1 protein-coding gene is annotated in these 3,010 nt (G+C 72.4%); it reads left to right on the top strand.

The annotated features are described in order from the left end of the window. Window positions 1–231: 231 nt before the first annotated feature. Window positions 232–3,010: maltose alpha-D-glucosyltransferase (gene treS / locus RBXJA2T_RS05705; RefSeq protein ID WP_009856382.1), on the top strand; the 2,779-nt coding region annotated here is incomplete at its 3' end.

The raw sequence follows: 3,010 nt of genomic DNA, 5'->3' as shown, positions 1-3,010 counted from the left end.
CCCGCCGGCTGGCCGCCGCGGCGCTCTACACGCTGCCGGCGGCCCTGGCCGTGGCGAGCTGGTGGCTGATCTTCTGGGGCTGGTGACCCGCGCCCAAGCCGCGGCCGCAACGCCTCGACGCGGGCGCCGAAGCCCCCTCCCCGCCGGAGGATTTCGCCCGCGGCACGGTGATCGGTTACGGTCCCCCGCGGGCTGCGCACGAGGCCCGATGCCGCCGCCGCCACGAGGACCATGAAGGGCGAAGACCTCACCGCCATCAACGCCACCCGGCCCCAGACGCCGGACGACGCCACCGCACCCGCGCACGACCCGCTGTGGTTCAAGGACGCGGTCATCTACGAGCTGCACGTCAAGTCCTTCGCCGACGGCAACGGCGACGGCATCGGCGACTTCGCCGGCCTGATCTCCAAGCTCGACTACGTGCGTGACCTCGGCGTCAACACGATCTGGCTGCTGCCCTTCTACCCCTCGCCGCTGCGCGACGACGGCTACGACGTCGCCGACTTCATGGCCGTCAACCCGGCCTACGGCACGCCGGCCGACGTCGCGCGTGTGGTCGCCGAGGCGCATGCACGCGGGCTGCGTGTCATCACCGAGCTGGTCGTCAACCACACCTCCGACCAGCACCCGTGGTTCCAGCGCGCGCGCCGGGCGCCGCGCGGCTCGCCGGAGCGCGACTTCTACGTCTGGAGCGACGACCCGACGAAGTACGCCGGCACGCGCATCATCTTCACCGACACCGAGAAGTCGAACTGGACCTGGGACGAGGTCGCCGGCCAGTACTTCTGGCACCGCTTCTTCAGCCACCAGCCCGACCTGAACTTCGACAACCCCGCGGTGCGCGAGGCGGTGTTCGGGATCATGGAGTTCTGGCTCGAGCAGGGCGTCGACGGCTTCCGCCTCGACGCCATCCCCTACCTCGTCGAACGCGAGGGCACGAGCAACGAGAACCTGCGCGAGACGCACGAGGTCATCAAGGAGATCCGACAGCGCCTGGACGCCCGGTACCCCGGCAAGCTGCTGCTCGCCGAGGCCAACATGTGGCCCGAGGACGTGCGGGAGTACTTCGGCGACGACGACGAGTGCCACATGGCGTACCACTTCCCGCTGATGCCGCGCATGTACATGGCCATCGCGCAGGAAGACCGCCACCCCGTCGTCGAGATCCTGCAGCAGACGCCCGACATCTCGCCGCAGTGCCAGTGGGCGATCTTCCTGCGCAACCATGACGAGCTGACGCTCGAGATGGTGACCAGCCGCGAACGCGACTACATGTACTCGATGTACGCCGCCGACCCGCGTGCGCGGCTGAACCTCGGCATCCGCCGGCGCCTGGCGCCGCTGCTGGAGAACGACGCCGAGCGCATCAAGCTGATGAACAGCCTGCTGCTGTCGATGCCGGGCTCGCCGGTGCTGTATTACGGCGACGAGATCGGCATGGGCGACAACATCTTCCTCGGCGACCGCGACGGCGTGCGCACGCCGATGCAGTGGACCAGCGACCGCAACGGCGGCTTCTCGCGCGCCGACCCGCAGCGCCTGGTGCTGCCCGCCATCCAGGACCCGGTCTACGGCTTCGAGGCGGTCAACGTCGAGGCCCAGAGCCGCGACGCCTCGTCGCTGCTGAACTGGACGCGGCGCATGCTGGCCATCCGCCGCTCGACCCAGGTCTTCGGCCGCGGCCGCATCACGATGCTGCACCCCGGCAACCGCAAGGTGCTGGCCTATCTGCGCGAGCTGGGCGACGAGGTCGTGCTCTGCGTCGCCAACCTCGGCCGAGCACCGCAGCCGGTGGAGCTGGACCTGTCGCGCTTCAAGGGCCGGGTGCCGGTCGAGATGGGCGCGCACACCGCGTTCCCGCCGGTCGGCGAGCTGCCCTATCTGCTGACGCTGGCCGGCCACGGCTTCTTCTGGTTCCGCCTGGCCACCGACGCCGCGCCACCGGACTGGCACGCCGACCGCCGCCCGGTCGAGCACCTGCCGGTGCTGGTGATGTTCGACGGCTGGAACAGCTTCTTCCGCGACCGTGTCGTGCCCTGGCGCATCGCGCTGGCCGGCAAGACGCTGGCCCAGCTCGAGGACGAGCTGCTGCCGCCGCACCTGGCGCGCCAGCGCTGGTTCGACGCCGGCGAGGCGCCGGCGCAGGCGCGCATCGCCGGCCACGCGACGCTGGCCCAGGCCGGGCGCGAATGGCTGCTGGCGCTGGTCGACACACGCGGCCCGCACGAGGACGCACGCTGGTTCTCGCCGCTGGCCGTGGCCTGGGAGGACGACGAGGCCGACGAGGCCCGCATCGGCCAGCTGGCGCCGGCGGCGCTGGCCAAGGCGCGCATGCAGGCGCGCATCGGCCTGCTCGGCGACGCCGGCGGCGACGAGGCCTTCTGCCGGGCGCTGGTCGCCGCGGTGGCCGCCGGGCGCAGCCTGCCGGCCGCCGGTGGCGGCCAGATCCGCTTCGTCGCGCTGCGCGGCTTCGACGCCGAGGCCGTCACCGCCGAACTCGACACGCTGCCGGTGCGCGCCGTGCCGCAGGGCCGCAACACGACGCTGCAGCTCGGCGACCGGCTGTTCGTCAAGCTGTTGCGGCGGCTGCGTCCCGGCGTCAACGTCGAGGTCGAGATGGGCCGCCACCTGCGCGAGGTGGCGCAGTTCGACAACGCCGTCGTGCCGGTCGGCCATGTCGAGCACGTCGCGGCCGACGGCACGGTGTCGACGCTGGCCGTGCTGCAGCCCTGGGTGGTGCACCAGGGCGACGCCTGGGACCTCGCGCTGACCCAGCTCTGCCGCCACCTGGAACGCAGCACGCCGGCCCCGGGTGACCCGGACGGCGCCGCCGAGGGCGGGCTGCTGGCGCGTGTGCGCGCGCTCGCCGAGCGTGTCGCCGCGCTGCACGCGGCGCTGGCGCTGCGCCGCGGCGACCCGGCCTTCGACCCCGAACCGCTGCAGCCCGAGGACCTGAAACGCTGGGCTGCGGCGACGACCCGGCTCGCCCAGGCCACGCTGGCGCTGCTGG

The sequence above is a fragment of the Rubrivivax benzoatilyticus JA2 = ATCC BAA-35 genome, from assembly GCF_000190375.1.
GTDB lineage: Bacteria > Pseudomonadota > Gammaproteobacteria > Burkholderiales > Burkholderiaceae_C > Rubrivivax > Rubrivivax benzoatilyticus.
This window is presented reverse-complemented; position numbering and strand designations above follow the sequence as displayed.